Below are 13,814 nucleotides of genomic sequence, written 5' to 3' on the forward strand. Positions count from 1 at the left end.
CTACCCTTTCAACGTATTAGTTACATCAATATCAATCGAGCCACGACTTCTAAACATCAGCGTGAGGATTGCAAGACCTATAGCCACTTCAGCAGCAGCAACTGTCAAAATAAAGAATACAAATATTTGTCCAGCAAGGTCACCGCCATAATATGAAAAGGCAATAAAATTAGTATTAACTGCAGCCAAAATTAACTCGACACACATCAAAAGCATAATGATATTAGTTCTGTTAATAAAGATTCCAGCTAGACCGATACAAAAAACTATTGAGCTCAGAATTAGGTAATCAGATAGTGCTATCATTTTGACTCCTTTGCTGACTTTGGCTTAATAGAGGCCATTCTCATTCTATCTTTTGCCTGAACATTAATTTGCTCTGAAATATCTTGCTTTTTGCTTCTAGATTCATTTCGATGAACAAGAGTAATTGCTGCAATAATTGCGATTAAAAGAAGTATTGCTGCTAATTCAAAAGGGTACACATAAACTGTATAAAGCTGCTCTGCAATGGCAGTAATATTGCTATATGAAGCGTCATGCTTTTCTGGAACACCCGTCATTGCTAGATCAAACTGACCAGCATTAAGGACTAGCACCATTTGCGCAATCACAATTATAGATACAAAAATTCCCAATGGCAGATAGCGCGTGAACTGAGCTCGAAGGGTAGATTTATCGGTATCAAGCATCTTAATAACGAACATAAATAACACCATAACGGCGCCGACATAAATTAATATAAGTGTAATTGCTAGAAACTCTGCTTCAAGAAGCAACCATAAGCTAGCAGCACTAAAAAAAGTTAGTATTAAGAATAAAGCAGCCTTTGCAGTATTCCTTGATGTAATCATCATTATCGAGCTAACGATAAAGAAAAAGGAGAAGACATAAAATAAAATTGATGAAAATTCCATAGCTACCTATTATTTATATTTAGAGTCTTCAAGTCTGGCTTTGCTAATCTCTTTTTCATTCTCATCGCCAATAGCCAAAAGCCCTTTTTTATCAATAATGCTTCCCTCTCTTGACTCAAACGCATAATCAAAAATATGAGTCTCTACAATGGCATCAACGGGGCATGCTTCTTCACAGAAGCCGCAAAAAATACATTTAAAAAGATCAATATCATATTGAGTTGTTCGGCGAGTACCATCTTCTCTCATTTCAGAATCAATAGTTATCGCATTTGCTGGACATACCGCCTCACAAAGCTTACAAGCGATACACCTTTCCTCTCCATTTGGGTAGCGACGAAGAGCATGAAGGCCTCTGAATCTGGGTGAAATTGGCGTTCGCTCTTCTGGGAACTGAACCGTAATATTGTTATTTAAAAATTCTTTACCAGTCACTTTAAGGCCAGTTCGTAGCTCGCCTAAACCAAAATCTTTTACTAGTTTTTTAACTTTTTTTATCATATCTTTTTCTCCTTAAAACCAAGGTCCTATATGAAGCTGTGTCATCAATGCAACCACAAAGATCCACACAATCGTTAAGGGTAAGAAAATTTTCCAACATAAACGCATAATCTGATCGTACCTAAACCTTGGAAAGGAAGCACGAATCCAAAAATATAAAAATAAAAAGAAACTCATCTTAAAGAGTAGCCAGAATAAATCAGGAACAAACTCAAACCAACCCTCAAGAAGAGGTATACCTTCGAATGGTGAATGCCATCCGCCAAAAAATAATAAAACTGCCAGCATAGCCATAAAAATCATGTTGAAATATTCTGCCATAAAGAACAATGCAAAAGGCATTCCAGAATACTCAACATGCGTGCCACCAACAATTTCTGACTCGCCCTCTACAACATCAAATGGTGCCCTATTTGTTTCAACTAAAGCCCCAATCCAAAAAACTATCATCATTGGGAATAGTGGAATCCAATACCAATTAAGTATCCCTCCAGCTTGTTTTTCTACAACAGTATTTAAATTAACAGAGCTTGCAATCATTACGACTGTTACAAGAACAAATCCAATTACAAGTTCATAGGAAATCAGCAGAGCTGTGCTTCTTAAAGCTCCAAGAAGTGGATACTTAGAGTTAGATGCCCAGCCTGCAAGAACAATTCCGTAAACACCGACTGAACCGATTGCCATAACATACAGCAAGCTCACATCAAGATTAGCAATATAAAAGCCTTCTCCAAATGGAACCACTGCCCAAACTGCTACTGCAGGAACAAAGGCCAATACAGGCGCTAAAAGAAATAGATAAATGTTTGACTTAGTAGGAAAAATTATTTCCTTAAACATCATTTTAAAAACGTCAGCAAATGGTTGTAATAACCCTAATGGTCCCACCCTATTTGGACCAATTCTAAGCTGCATGAAGCCAATAACTTTGCGCTCAGCATAAGTCATGTATGCCATCGCAATTATTAATGGAAATATTAGGGCAAGGCCCTTGATTAAGATAATTATTACGTCTGCAAGTCCGCCACCAAACCAAGGAATTAAATTATGGATACTGTCTACTAATGATTGCCACATAGTCAATACCTCCTATCCCTTTCTCGATTGATAAGTATGAACAAAGACACATCCATCAGCAACAGTTTCATTAATAGAAACTGGAACTCCATGAAACAAATCACCACCTGAAAGCTTCAACTCTTTGGCCGTTACTAAAGAAATAAATGCAGCATTCATTTTTCCAATTGGTGTTTCTTGGAGAGATTTAGCTTTGCGAGTTACTCCATCGACTGCATAAGGCGAATACTGCCAATGAATTGCAATCTTAGAGTCATCAGTTGCTTTAGTATTCTTATCAACAATATCATTATTTCCAATTGAAGTAATAGCAAGCGCTTCATCAGCTACTTGAGTTGAATCGGTATATTCAAAACCTTTGAACTCAAATAAATCTGCAAGAACTTTAATAATTTTCCAGCCTGGTTTAGAGTCTCCTGGACCTTTAACTGAGGCGCTAAATGATTGAGCAATGCCATCAAAATTTATATGCGTACCTGAACTTTCATAAAAGCTAGCTAACGGTAATATTACATCAGAGTTCATTTGAGACGCTTCATCTTCAAAACTATTAAGTGAAACAACAAAGACATCATCTTTATTAAAAGTATCGGCAGCTAATTTTGGGTTAATAAAGTCATAGTTCAAATCAACGTCCATCAGTATAAATGCTTTAGTATTTTCAGAAAGCATTGAGGTTGCATTTTTTCCTTTATTAGAAGGCTTAAATCCAACTTTTTCAGCAGATAATGAGTTTCCACTATGGCTTAAGTTGGCAATTTTTGCATTCGCAAGCGTTGCAATTTCAGAAATAATATTCATAATATCTGAAGAAGATATATTGCTATTTACGTGCTCGCCTATAACAATCACTGGCCTTTCTGCAGTAATTAAGTCATCTGCAATTTTATTTTGACTATCGTCAACTGTGATCTTAGATAAGTGCTTTGGAGCAGTAGTCTTAGTTTTGTCATGAAGAGACTTGAGGACAGACTGAAGCATTAATACAGTTTTTTGCGGAGAAGATAAAACTTCCAAATTAGTCCGATAGTTAAAGTCAAAATTTTTATTATTAATCGTATTAACCGAGGCGCCATTTAAAGTTGCCTTTCTAATACGATGATTGATCATTGGTTGCTCTAATCGAAGGTATGAATTAACAATTAAAGCGTGGTCTATTGATTCCATTTCAGATAAAGAAATATTTGAAAGCATGGAACTTCCAATGCTTAGGTCTGCTTTATCTAAACGATAATCAATATTTTCTGAGCCAAAACTACGAGCTAATTTTTGCATCAAATAATATTCTTCTAGTGTTGAGTTTTTTGAAGCTAATACGCCCAATTGATTTGGATTTTGTGCATTTTTTTTCAGGCCACTAATCGCAAAATCAAGAGCAACCTCCCAACTGGCTTCCTGCCATTTATTATTCTTTTTAATTTTAGGGTGTAATGCTCGGCTTTCATGATTTAGTCCTTCGTATGAAAAGCGATCACGATCAGAAATCCAAGTTTCATTTATTAATTCATTATCTCTTGCAACAACTCTTTTAACCTTACCTCTGTAGGTTTGGGTATAAATATTTGAGCCTATTAAGTCATGCCTTGCAATTGTTTCCACGGCATTCATTTGCCAGGTTCTGGCTTCATACCTAAATGGCTTTGAAGTTAAAGCACCAACTGGGCAAACGTCAATCATATTTCCAGAAAGCTCTGATTGAATACCTTCAGTTAAAAATGGCTCGATTTTTACGCCTTCACCCCTTCCAGTTCCACCCATTTCAACTATACCTGCAACTTCTGCGCCAAAACGAACGCAGCGAGTACAGTGAATACATCGAGTCATGTCAGTTTGAATTAATGCACCAATACCTTTGTCTGCAACTATTCGTTTTCCTAAGTTAAATTTTGAAACATCTGTCCCATACTCCATTGCCACATCTTGAAGTTCGCACTCACCACCTTGGTCACATATTGGACAATCAAGAGGATGATTAATTAGTAAGAATTCCATCACCGCTTTTTGTGCACTCTTAGCTTTATCATTTCTAGTATGAATTTTCATACCATTTGCAACAGGAGTAGAGCAAGCTGGCTGGGCTTTTGGAACACCCTCAACATCAACTAAACACATCCTGCAGTTTGCTGCAACTGATAGCTTTTTATGGTAGCAAAAACGAGGTACATCAATACCTTCTCTATCCGCAATAGAAATAATAGAGTCGCCTTGATTAGCGAAAACTAATTTACCATCAATTTCAAATTCAATTTCAGACAATTGCCTCTTCCTCAATTAAATTATGCTCACTTTCTACGATACTTCTACCATGCTTAATATAGTATTCAAACTCATGTCTAAAATGTCTTATAAAGCTCTCAACTGGGGTTGCCGCTGCGTCACCAAGGGCGCAAATAGTGTTGCCACTTATTTTCTCTCCAACTGAAACAAGCAAGTCTAAATCTTCATTTTTTCCATTACCATCTAAAATGCGCTGCAATACTCTATAGAGCCAACCCGTACCTTCACGACAAGGAGTACACTGTCCACAAGACTCATCATAATAAAAGTGAGCTAATCGTGTTAGGGTTTTAACCATGCATGTAGTGTCATCCATTATGATTACTGAGCCTGCACCAAGCATTGAGCCGGCATTTGCAATACTGTCATAATCCATTGTCATATTCATTGCAATATCTGCTGACAAAAGTGGAGTCGACGAGCCACCTGGAATAACTGCTTTGAGAGTTCTTCCTTCTTTAAGGCCACCAGCTAACTCTAACAGCTTACTAAAAGGCGTACCCATTGGCACTTCAAAATTAGCAGGATTCTTTACATTACCTGTAACTGAGAAACACTTTGTACCGCCCGAATTTTCAACCCCTAAATCAGCAAACCACTGCCCACCTCGAGTTAAAATTTCTGGAACATTAGCAAATGTCTCAGTATTATTAATGGTTGTTGGCTTACCATATAACCCAACATTTGCTGGAAAAGGAGGCTTAAATCTTGGCTGACCTTTTTTGCCTTCAAGAGACTCTAATAATGCAGTTTCTTCTCCGCATATATAAGCTCCAGCACCTAAATGAGTATATAAATCAAAACTAACCGCACTCCCCTGAATACTCTTACCAAGTAACCCTGCATCATAAGCATCCTTTAAAGCTTCTTCAAAACGGTAATAGGGCTCCATGAACTCGCCACGAATATAATTATAGCCAACAGTTGCATTCATTACGAAGCCTGCAATAGCCATCCCCTCAATTACAGAATGAGGATTGTATCTAAGAATATCTCGATCATGACAAGTGCCCGGCTCACCTTCATCAGAATTACAAACTACATATTTTTGTCCTTCTTGATTGCGAGGCATAAAACTCCACTTCAAGCCAGTTGGAAAACCTGCTCCGCCTCGTCCTCTTAATCCTGATGTTTTTAATTCAGCAAGAATATCCTCAGGAGTTAAGTCTCCATTAAGAATTTTTCTCCAAACTTTATAACCACCTGTTGATTCATAGGTTGCAAAACTTGCTGGGTTTTTTTTATCTAAGTTTTTAAAGCAGACTTCATTCATTTTAAATTATCCAAAATATTATCTAATTTACTCGGCGTTAAATGTTCATGGTATTGATCACCAATCTGACACATTGGACCTCCAACACAGGCACCCAAACACTCAACTTTCTTAACACTTACCAGACCATCCTTACTTACCTCACCAGTCTTTACTTCTAACTTTTGCTCAAGATATGAGATTAGCTCATCTGAGCCATTAAGCATGCAAGAAATGTTGTGACAGAATCTAATAATGTGCTTGCCGACTGGTTTATGGTTATAGTTCTCATAAAAAGTTGCAACCTCTTGGACGCTAATGCATGGCATTTGAAGGTGATCAGCAACCTCTTGCATTAATTCGCCCGTCAAGCTCCCATTATTTTCATTCTGAACAATTGTTAGTGCCTGCATTACGGCTGAACTTTGCCTTCCCTCTGGATATTTTGTTACCCAAAAATCAATTTCTTTTTTTGCTTGATCAGAAATCATCTATCAACCTCCCCAAAAACAATATCTTGAGAACCAATAATGGTCACTACATCTGAAAGCATATGGCCCTTTGACATCTCGTCCATTGATGCAAGATGAGGAAATCCAGGTGCTCTAATTTTTACTCTGTACGGCTTATTGGCTCCATCTGAAACTAGATAAACTCCAAACTCACCTTTGGGCGCCTCAACGGCTGTGTAACTCTCACCTTCGGGAATACAAAAACCTTCAGTAAATAATTTAAAGTGATGAATCAATGACTCCATATCATCCTTCATAGCTTCACGGTTTGGAGGAGTAACTTTATGATCATCTGACATTACTGGTCCAGGGTTAGCTTTAAGCCATGCAACGCATTGATTTATAATTTTAGTTGATTGGCGCATCTCTTCCATTCGCACAAGGTATCGATCATAGCAATCACCAGTTACGCCAACTGGAACATCAAATTCTAATTTTTCATAAACTGAATAGGGCTCATTTTTTCTAATATCCCACTCAACCCCAGAACCTCTAAGCATTGCTCCAGTAAATCCAAGTTGTTTTGCACGCTCAGCAGATACAATAGCAATATTTACAAGCCTCTGCTTCCAAATCCTGTTATCAGTCAATAAGTCAGAGTATTGCTTAATACTTTTTGGGAAATTAATCGCAAAATCTTCAATAAAGTCTAGTAACGAGCCTTGGCGATTTCTATTAATCTCTTCAAGCTTTTTATCACTTCTTAACTTAGACTTTAGATATTGAGGCATCTTGTCTGGTAAGTCTCTATAGACTCCACCTGGTCTATAGTAAGTTGCGTGCATTCTTGAGCCACTTACTGCCTCATAACAATCAATTAGAGCCTCTCGCTCACGAAAAGCGTACAAGAAAACACTCATAGCACCGACATCTAGTGCGTGAGTTCCAATCCACATTAGGTGATTCATGATTCGGGTAATTTCATCAAACATGACCCTTATATACTCAGCTCGCTCTGGAATTTTAAGGCCCAACATCTTTTCTATACCCATCACATAGGCATGCTCATTGCACATCATAGAGACGTAATCAAGGCGATCCATATATCCAATAGACTGGTTATAAGGTTTAGACTCTGCTAGTTTCTCGGTGCCTCTATGAAGAAGTCCAATATGAGGATCAGCACGTTCTACAACCTCACCATCAAGCTCAAGAATCAATCTAAGAACTCCATGAGCAGCAGGGTGCTGCGGTCCGAAATTAAGCGTGTAGTTTTTCATTTCAGACATAGTTATTTCCTTATGACTCTGGGGACATTTATATTAGGCTCGATGCTTACAGGCTCATAAACTACCCTGCCTAGCTCTTCGTCATATCTCATCTCTACTTCACCAATCATTGGAAAATCTTTTCTTAGAGGGTGGCCAACAAAGCCATAGTCTGTCAGTATTCTTCTCAGATCATTATGGTTTTCAAACAAGATTCCAAACAAATCAAATGCTTCCCTTTCATACCAGTCAGCACAATTCCAAATTTTCGTTACAGATTTAATCATTAAGTTTTCTGAAGAGAGAACTGCTTTGACTCTTAACCTCTGATTGTCTGAGACTGAAAGGAGATGGTAAACAACTCCGAAACGTTGATCTTTTTTATTTGATGATTTTAGTGCTTGGCGCGCCCTTCCAAAACCTGAAGAGCTGGCATTTCCATTCCAATCTGACTCTCCATAGGTCAAGTAGTCAATTCCGCAAAGGTCAATCAAAATATCAAAATTAAAATCGTCACGTAATTGCGTGCAAACCTCAATGACATTATCACTATTAATAACAAGCGTTAACTCGTCGAAAGACTCGCTTAGATTTTTCTTGCCAAAAGCTTTAGCTAAATTTTTCTTAAATTCTTTCATAACTTAAGTGCGAGCAATCGTGTTGGTTCTTCGAATTTTATCTTGGAGCTGAAGAATTCCATAAAGAAGAGCTTCCGCTGTTGGTGGGCACCCAGGAACGTAAACGTCAACCGGCACAATGCGATCACAGCCTCTAACAACAGCATAAGAATAATGGTAATAGCCGCCACCATTTGCACAAGAACCCATTGAAAGAACATATTTTGGATCCGGCATTTGATCATAAACTTTACGCAATGCTGGAGCCATCTTATTGGTTAGAGTTCCAGCAACAATCATCAGGTCAGACTGGCGTGGAGTTGGACGAAAAACAATCCCAAAACGATCAAGATCATAACGAGCTGAACCCGCTTCCATCATTTCAACAGCACAACATGCAAGACCAAAAGTCATTGGCCATAGCGATCCAGTCCTTGCCCAGTTAATAACCTTATCAAGTGATGTGGTAACAAAGCCTTCCTTCATTAAACCTTCAATAGCCATATTTAATCCTCATTATTCCCACTCTAATGCGCCTTTCTTCCATTCAAAAATAAAACCAACTACGAGTAGTAGTAAGAAAATAGACATAGCCACAAATCCAAACCATCCAAGTTTTGCCTGGACAACTGCCCACGGGATGAAAAATGCAACTTCTAAATCAAAAAGAACAAACAAAATAGCAACAAGATAGTAGCGAATATTAAAGTGCATCCGCGAGTCATCAAATGCAGGGAATCCACACTCAAACTGTGAGTTTTTTTCCTCACTAGGATTGCTTGGACCGAGAAGATAACCAACCAACGTAAGCCCGACTCCAAAGGCTATTCCAAGGAATATAAATACGATAATTGGCAAATAATTTTCTAGCATTGTTTATCCTAAATTAAACAACGAGATATTATAACAAGATTATTGGAAAACAGCTAGTTATTAGCCTTCAAATAATTGCAAAAAAGACAACAAACTATAGCTGAGTTCCGCCAACGGTTAGCATGTCAATTTTTAAACTGGGTTGCCCCACTCCAACTGGAACACTTTGACCATCTTTTCCGCAAACGCCGACCCCTGGATCGAGTTTTAAATCATCGCCAACCATTGAAATTTGATGGAGAACCTCATCTCCAGCACCAATAAGAGTCGCTCCTTTTATAGGAGTTGTTATTTTTCCATTTTTTATTAAATAGGCTTCATTAGCTGAAAAAACAAATTTTCCAGAGGTAATGTCAACCTGACCACCATCGAAATTCTTGGCATAAATTCCATCCTCAACCGAGGAAACCATGTCTTCAAAATGATCCTTTCCATTTAGCATATAAGTATTAGTCATTCTTGGCATTGGAATATGAGCATAAGATTCTCGCCTCCCATTTCCAGTGCTAGGCTTATTCATTAGGCGACCATTCATCTTATCCATCATGTAGCCCTTTAATATTCCATTCTCTATCAATGTTGTTTCTTGAGTTGGTGTTCCTTCATCATCAATTGTAAGGCTACCACGACGATTAGCAATTGTTCCATTATCTACAATAGTGCATTTATCACTCGCAATCTTTTCACCAACTTTTCCACTAAAAACAGAGCTCCCCTTTCGATTAAAGTCTCCTTCTAGACCATGTCCAATAGCTTCATGCAATAAGACGCCAGGCCACCCAGAGCCTAAAATAACAGGCATCTTTCCTGCTGGCGCATCTTTAGATTCAAGCGCAACAAAGGCCAAGCGAAGGGCTTCTTTAGTGTAAGTTTCAGCAAGCGAATTTCTTGCAAAGTAGCCGTAATCATAACGACCACCACCACCACTTGAGGCTTGCTCTATCCTTCCATTATGCTCCACAATAACCGTTACACTTACTCTGACCATTGGCCTACAATCTATTTGATATACGCCGTCAGTTGAAGCAATTAATACCTCTGTATAGGCTCCAGATAGAGAAGCACTAACCTGGACAACCTTGGGCTCCTTTCTTGCAATCGAATTGATTTCCCTCAGTAGATCAACTTTTTCCTTTGAAGTTAAACTATCAAGTGGACTTAAAGCGGCATACTTAGTGGGATAATTAATAGTCTTTAAAATCTCTGGATCTTTGCTGGAGTTACTATTAGATATACCTTTTGCAAAATCTACAGCCCCCTTAATAGCTTTAATATTAAGATCGTCAGAATAAGAAAAGCCAGTTTTATCACCTGATACACATCGAGCACCTACTCCATGACTAATATTGTATGAACCATCCTTTACTATCCCTTCATCAAGAACCCATGACTCTGCAACAGAGTGTTGAAAATATAAATCAGAATATTCCGCTCCTGTTTCAGATAACGAACTAAGTAAATTAAATACTTCATTCTCATTAATCTTGTGTTCACCGAGTAATTGCTTAATCATAAAACTTTAACTCCATCTAGTTTTTCAATAATTGGATCAGACCATGGGCCAGAAATCATAAAGGTTATTTCAACAACATTGTCTAATAGTTCGCCAATCACCTTACCCCCAAAAAGTACTTTGTCTGCAGCCCAAACTCCCAATCCAACTAGTCCACCTCCAGCAAAATAAGTAGCAATTGGAATAGTATCAGCGATTGAAGGTTGAACATTTGCTGCTAAATTATAGTCTCTTTTAATTAGGTCAACAGAGCCAGTAAGTTCAATATCACTTTCTTCACTTTCAACTAGAAAATAATCCACCTTAGCAACACCATCTTCAAATAATAACTTAGCATTTATTTGATCATATACATAACCCTGCTCTCTCAGCTCACTTCTTGAAAGCCTCAATCTATTTGCAATAAATTCTAGGTTAATAAAAGAAAGAAGCTTTATGAGGCTTGGGTCTTGATTCGTAAAGACTCCTTTTTCAACATCCGCTTTCATGAAGCCACTAACTTTTTTCATAGAAACTTGCCACGGCTCACAGTCGCAATATAGTCTCAAATCGACATTAAAACTGCCTCCAATAACTGGCTCATCAACTCCAAATTTGGTTAAAAAGTTTGACAAGTTATCATTCGATGCTTTTGCCCTAAGCACAGTCTTACCATTAAGCCAATTTCCATTAAAAATTAAATCCTCATTACTAAGACCGATATTTTCAAAAATCAGATTTTTAATTTCCATCACATCTTCATTATTAACTAGATCAACCTCAAGATTAGGGATAGTTTTTCCATTGAACTTAGCATTCTTTGAGGATAAATGAAAACTAGGAAACATATTAGGCGTTAACTTCCAAGCATCTACATTCTCAAAATTCTCAACATTTAAATCTTTCAAGTTAACAAAATAATTACCGTTTTGATTAATTATTAGACTAATATTAGCTTGTAAGTTATCTGACTCAATGACGCTATCCCATTGATTAGCTAAATTTTTGGTGACATAAAAATTAGTTTCACTATCCAAGTGACTTAACTTAACTCTAAAATTATTATCTTGGTCGTCAATCCATTCTTTAGGATTTAAAGATATTTGAAAAAGTTCGCCGCCAATAAGACCTTTGCCTTTTGTTCTTATCAACCCATCACTAAATGAAAGTTGTGAACTAAATTCATCAACTTTTAATTTTCCAGAAAGAAGTGTTAATGAATTTTCAGATGCGAACATATCAAAAGCAATTTTAGTTTTTTGACCGCTAGTTTTTTGAAGTGGTTCTATTAAATTAACATTACCCCACAACTTTCCATTAAGCTCAAACTCATCAAAATAACTTTTAATTTTTAAAGGGACTTGGGACTGAGTTATAAATTTAGCAATCTTCTTGCTTTGTGAGCTAAATCTTCCATTTAATGACAGTACAGCATTTGGTTGATTAAAATCCCTTGTAGTGATGCTCAAGTAACTTAAATCAATACCTTTCATGCTTGCTTTATTTCCAACTATCTTTAGATAATCATTTGAAAAAGTAACTTTTGCATCTAATTCTTCAATAGAAGGCCAATCAGAGCTAACATTTATTTTCGCTCCCAACAGATTTGCAGAAAATTTTGTATTTGGCGCCTCAAGATCGCCTGACATATTAAAACGAGTTGTCAGCTTTATATCAGTCAAAACACCTTCAGTCAAAACATCATTTATCCATCGAGCACCCTCAGTATTAGCAAGAATATCAGGTATATTCTGATTAATTTTTGAAACTTCAATCTGATCAATATAACTCTCAAACTCAAGGTAAACTTTGTCTTGTTGAGTAAAAATTTTAAGCTGAGCTGAGAGACTAAAGTCCTCATTTTTTAGTGAAAAAGGAATGACTGCAATTCTATCCTCTCTTGCTTTTGAAACATCAATAGTGCTGCTTATATTTACTATACTCCCAAGCTTAGGAACTTTGGGGCTAGTAAAAATTGTCTGGTCTCTCATTGACAAACTTACCTTTTGTTTATTTCTTGTTATTTCTATAGGCGCTAGCTCAACTGACTGATCTCCGATTAACTTCGTTCGATTGATAGAAAGCGATTTAAGAGCCAAAAGGCCAGACAACCCAAGGCTAGATAAAACTGAATCTGTATTTATAATCGAAACATACTCATCAATTGACGAAGTGTCAATTAATAATTCATTGACATCAATATGGCCAGGTATTTCAATCCCTCTATATAGAGCAATTAAATTAGCATCCCATCTCAGGACATCTATTGAGGCAATCGGCTCAAGCCCTTCAGCATAAATTTCAACATTTCTAACTGCCAATATAAGCTCATTATCTTGAAATTCTAGAGAAATTTTATCGATACTAACGCTCAACCCACTCACTTGAGAGAGGCGATCTTCAATTGATCCTTTAATCGTCTGAGGGAATAATATAAAAAAAGCAACAACAGCCAATAAAGTAAAAGCAATAAATGCAGCTAACCATGTGCTAATCTTTAAAACATTGAAGCTTCGTAATAGAGTTTTTTTAAGCATATTTTTATTGCATTAAACTGCAAGTTATTATAACCAAATGTATAATATTCCGGAATTTAATATAATCTAAGGAAAGGCGCAATGAGTCAGGGTTCTAAAGGTTCTACAAAACTAATGATTATCGTTTGGGTGCTTGCTATGCTTTTTATTGGCTACAAAGCTCTCAACTCATCAAGCGAAGAGGCATCTAATAGTGATGTTATGATTGATAGCGCCTTACTTGAAAGAATAAAACCTATAGGCGAAGTTCGGATTGATAGTAGCATTGTTGTTGCCTCATCTGCAAGCTCAGAAAAAGCTGAGCGCACTGGAGAAGAAATTTATAGTGCCAACTGCCAAGGCTGTCATAGCTCTGGAGTAATGGGTGCGCCTAAGTATGCCTCTTTGGAAGATTGGGCTCCAAGAATTGATTTGGGTCTTGAAAAACTTACTTTATCAGCTATTGCAGGAAAGGGCGGTATGCCTGCAAGAGGAACCTGTATGGATTGCTCAGATAACGAAATCAAACTATCAGTTCAGCATATGCTTGATAGCCTAGAGTAAAGAGC

The 13,814-nt window shown here is 37.2% G+C and carries 14 protein-coding genes; 1 reads left to right on the forward strand and 13 read right to left on the reverse strand.

Annotation, left to right across the window (positions count from 1 at the left end):
• The 13 genes from nuoK to ABXT44_RS07090 form a co-directional block, all read right to left on the reverse strand.
• Positions 1-306, reverse strand: coding sequence for an NADH-quinone oxidoreductase subunit NuoK (nuoK, locus tag ABXT44_RS07030; protein WP_416686516.1), 306 nt, complete (start codon positions 304-306; stop codon positions 1-3).
• Positions 303-917 carry an NADH-quinone oxidoreductase subunit J gene (locus ABXT44_RS07035; protein ID WP_416651466.1) on the reverse strand — a complete coding sequence of 205 codons (615 nt, stop codon included), beginning with the start codon at positions 915-917 and terminating at the stop codon, positions 303-305. The genes nuoK and ABXT44_RS07035 overlap by 4 nt, the downstream gene beginning before the upstream one ends.
• 9 nt (positions 918-926) lie before the next feature.
• A complete protein-coding gene (gene nuoI, locus ABXT44_RS07040) occupies positions 927-1,418 on the reverse strand; it encodes an NADH-quinone oxidoreductase subunit NuoI (RefSeq protein ID WP_416651468.1) in 492 nt (163 codons plus the stop codon).
• A gap of 12 nt (positions 1,419-1,430) precedes the next feature.
• Positions 1,431-2,498: an NADH-quinone oxidoreductase subunit NuoH gene (nuoH, locus tag ABXT44_RS07045; protein ID WP_416686518.1), complete on the reverse strand. Its 1,068-nt coding sequence runs from the start codon at positions 2,496-2,498 to the stop codon at positions 1,431-1,433.
• Positions 2,499-2,510: 12 nt separating this feature from the next.
• Complete coding sequence (gene nuoG / locus ABXT44_RS07050; RefSeq protein WP_416686520.1) at positions 2,511-4,754, reverse strand: NADH-quinone oxidoreductase subunit NuoG; 2,244 nt, start codon at positions 4,752-4,754, stop codon at positions 2,511-2,513.
• Entirely contained in the window at positions 4,747-6,048 is a 1,302-nt protein-coding gene (gene nuoF, locus ABXT44_RS07055; RefSeq protein WP_416686522.1) for an NADH-quinone oxidoreductase subunit NuoF, read from the reverse strand. Before nuoF ends, nuoG begins: the two co-directional genes overlap by 8 nt.
• Positions 6,045-6,518 carry an NADH-quinone oxidoreductase subunit NuoE gene (nuoE, locus tag ABXT44_RS07060; protein WP_416686524.1) on the reverse strand — a complete coding sequence of 158 codons (474 nt, stop codon included), beginning with the start codon at positions 6,516-6,518 and terminating at the stop codon, positions 6,045-6,047. The genes nuoF and nuoE overlap by 4 nt, the downstream gene beginning before the upstream one ends.
• Positions 6,515-7,768 carry an NADH-quinone oxidoreductase subunit D gene (locus tag ABXT44_RS07065; protein ID WP_416686526.1) on the reverse strand — a complete coding sequence of 418 codons (1,254 nt, stop codon included), beginning with the start codon at positions 7,766-7,768 and terminating at the stop codon, positions 6,515-6,517. The genes nuoE and ABXT44_RS07065 overlap by 4 nt, the downstream gene beginning before the upstream one ends.
• Before the next feature lie 2 nt (positions 7,769-7,770).
• The gene (locus ABXT44_RS07070; RefSeq protein ID WP_416686528.1) at positions 7,771-8,385 is read right to left on the reverse strand and encodes an NADH-quinone oxidoreductase subunit C; all 615 of its coding nucleotides are present in this window, start codon (positions 8,383-8,385) and stop codon (positions 7,771-7,773) included.
• Positions 8,386-8,388: 3 nt separating this feature from the next.
• Complete coding sequence (locus tag ABXT44_RS07075) at positions 8,389-8,868, reverse strand: NuoB/complex I 20 kDa subunit family protein (protein ID WP_271537727.1); 480 nt, start codon at positions 8,866-8,868, stop codon at positions 8,389-8,391.
• Between the two features lie 12 nt (positions 8,869-8,880).
• A complete protein-coding gene (locus ABXT44_RS07080) occupies positions 8,881-9,237 on the reverse strand; it encodes an NADH-quinone oxidoreductase subunit A (RefSeq protein ID WP_416686530.1) in 357 nt (118 codons plus the stop codon).
• 94 nt (positions 9,238-9,331) lie between these two features.
• The gene (gene tldD, locus ABXT44_RS07085; protein ID WP_416686532.1) at positions 9,332-10,750 is read right to left on the reverse strand and encodes a metalloprotease TldD; all 1,419 of its coding nucleotides are present in this window, start codon (positions 10,748-10,750) and stop codon (positions 9,332-9,334) included.
• Positions 10,747-13,266 carry an AsmA-like C-terminal region-containing protein gene (locus ABXT44_RS07090; RefSeq protein ID WP_416686534.1) on the reverse strand — a complete coding sequence of 840 codons (2,520 nt, stop codon included), beginning with the start codon at positions 13,264-13,266 and terminating at the stop codon, positions 10,747-10,749. The genes tldD and ABXT44_RS07090 overlap by 4 nt, the downstream gene beginning before the upstream one ends.
• An 81-nt stretch (positions 13,267-13,347) precedes the next feature.
• Here ABXT44_RS07090 and ABXT44_RS07095 point away from each other — a divergent pair, with 81 nt between their 5' ends.
• On the forward strand, positions 13,348-13,809 hold the full coding sequence (locus ABXT44_RS07095) for a c-type cytochrome (protein ID WP_416686535.1): 462 nt from the start codon (positions 13,348-13,350) through the stop codon (positions 13,807-13,809).
• Positions 13,810-13,814: the final 5 nt, after the last annotated feature.

Source organism: Candidatus Pseudothioglobus sp. Uisw_041, assembly GCF_048087625.1.
Classification (GTDB): Bacteria; Pseudomonadota; Gammaproteobacteria; order PS1; family Pseudothioglobaceae; genus Pseudothioglobus.

Bases quoted from the DNA above. Each gene is read 5' to 3' on its own strand.
- nuoK (WP_416686516.1), bottom strand. From the start codon at position 306: ATGATAGCACTATCTGATTACCTAATTCTGAGCTCAATAGTTTTTTGT.
- nuoE (WP_416686524.1), bottom strand. From the start codon at position 6,518: ATGATTTCTGATCAAGCAAAAAAAGAAATTGATTTTTGGGTAACAAAA.
- ABXT44_RS07065 (WP_416686526.1), bottom strand. From the start codon at position 7,768: ATGTCTGAAATGAAAAACTACACGCTTAATTTCGGACCGCAGCACCCT.
- nuoH (WP_416686518.1), bottom strand. From the start codon at position 2,498: ATGTGGCAATCATTAGTAGACAGTATCCATAATTTAATTCCTTGGTTT.
- nuoF (WP_416686522.1), bottom strand. From the start codon at position 6,048: ATGAATGAAGTCTGCTTTAAAAACTTAGATAAAAAAAACCCAGCAAGT.
- ABXT44_RS07095 (WP_416686535.1), top strand. From the start codon at position 13,348: ATGAGTCAGGGTTCTAAAGGTTCTACAAAACTAATGATTATCGTTTGG.
- ABXT44_RS07075 (WP_271537727.1), bottom strand. From the start codon at position 8,868: ATGGCTATTGAAGGTTTAATGAAGGAAGGCTTTGTTACCACATCACTT.
- nuoI (WP_416651468.1), bottom strand. From the start codon at position 1,418: ATGATAAAAAAAGTTAAAAAACTAGTAAAAGATTTTGGTTTAGGCGAG.
- ABXT44_RS07090 (WP_416686534.1), bottom strand. From the start codon at position 13,266: ATGCTTAAAAAAACTCTATTACGAAGCTTCAATGTTTTAAAGATTAGC.
- ABXT44_RS07080 (WP_416686530.1), bottom strand. From the start codon at position 9,237: ATGCTAGAAAATTATTTGCCAATTATCGTATTTATATTCCTTGGAATA.
- ABXT44_RS07070 (WP_416686528.1), bottom strand. From the start codon at position 8,385: ATGAAAGAATTTAAGAAAAATTTAGCTAAAGCTTTTGGCAAGAAAAAT.
- ABXT44_RS07035 (WP_416651466.1), bottom strand. From the start codon at position 917: ATGGAATTTTCATCAATTTTATTTTATGTCTTCTCCTTTTTCTTTATC.
- tldD (WP_416686532.1), bottom strand. From the start codon at position 10,750: ATGATTAAGCAATTACTCGGTGAACACAAGATTAATGAGAATGAAGTA.